This is a genomic window from Alishewanella sp. HH-ZS, from assembly GCF_001704375.1.
In the GTDB taxonomy this organism is placed as follows: Bacteria; Pseudomonadota; Gammaproteobacteria; order Enterobacterales; family Alteromonadaceae; genus Alishewanella; species Alishewanella aestuarii.
Genome location: NZ_LZEJ01000094.1, coordinates 1 through 1141 on the forward strand (window position 1 = coordinate 1; position 1141 = coordinate 1141).

1 protein-coding gene is annotated in these 1141 nt (G+C 37.6%); it reads left to right on the plus strand.

The window, feature by feature from the left end:
• The coding region (locus tag A9165_RS16945) for a hypothetical protein (protein WP_218060755.1) at nucleotides 1-1008 on the plus strand (1008 nt) is incomplete at its 5' end.
• Nucleotides 1009-1141: the final 133 nt, after the last annotated feature.

The window sequence follows — 1141 nt, forward strand, 5'->3', positions numbered from 1 at the left end:
CATAAAACGGGAAAATCGGACAACCACCTTGAAAAACTCCGCATTGGGCGCGATAACCTAATTATCGAAAAGAAATATCAAGCCAAGAATAAAGATGCGAGTGTAGATTTATACGACGCCAGTCAGCCTCTTGTAACTGTATCGGATCGAATTGTACCTTTAGAATTTCAAGTCTACAAAGAAACTATCTCAAGACTTTATGACAAAGGAACTGAGCAGACAGTTAACAAAGTCGCATCATCGCTAAACTTTTTAAACAAAGGATTAACCGATGGCAGTACAGAAAGCCGATTTACCGCTTTATGGTCTTCCCTAGAATCTCTTACTTCGGGAGTCTCTCAAGACAAATTGGGGCATGATGAACATGTTCTATACGCTGTCCTACCATGCATAGGTTTAGATTATACCGTTAAGCAGCTTTTTGCTCTACGTGGAGTTGCAAAAGAGTTAAATTGGGACGCAATAAATTTTGGGCAGGAAACAGTTAATTTCCAAAATGACAACATGGCTACTATATACAAAGCGCTGAAAGATCAGAATGTACAAACGGAGATTTCAAGACGTCTAGAGAGCTATCCATATGCAAAATATCGCTTTCTGAATTTTATAGACATTTGTAATGATCCTGAGAAGTTGGGTAATAAACTGCAGAGTCATATGCAAAAGGTTGAGCGACAATTACACCGTATGTATCGAACACGGAATGCAATAGTCCACAATGCTTTGATACATGATCGTTTAGACCTACTGGTCGTGAACTTGGAACATTATCTACGTGGTGCTTTGAATGCAATGGTTTACGAAATGAAAGATGTTCATTCAATAACATCTCCAGAGGAAGCGTTTAGTCGAATAAAATATAGAGCCGAACAAATAATATCTGAGTTAGATCCTTTTTATCAAATTGTTTCCAAAAAGCAAATAAGTGATATAAGGGACAAATTAAGTTCAGGTAAAATCAAAAGAGCAGATAGTAGACTGGAGGAGTGGTTAGCACTTCATAGCTAATGGTCGCTCAATGATAGTAAGTAATGCATGCAGCATCAGAAAAACGAGATTGCATAGATAGCATCAGAGTTGCATCTGTCATTAATCTAATCCTGTAAAAACAGCTAAGAGAGAGTGTAAAAAAATCTGTGTA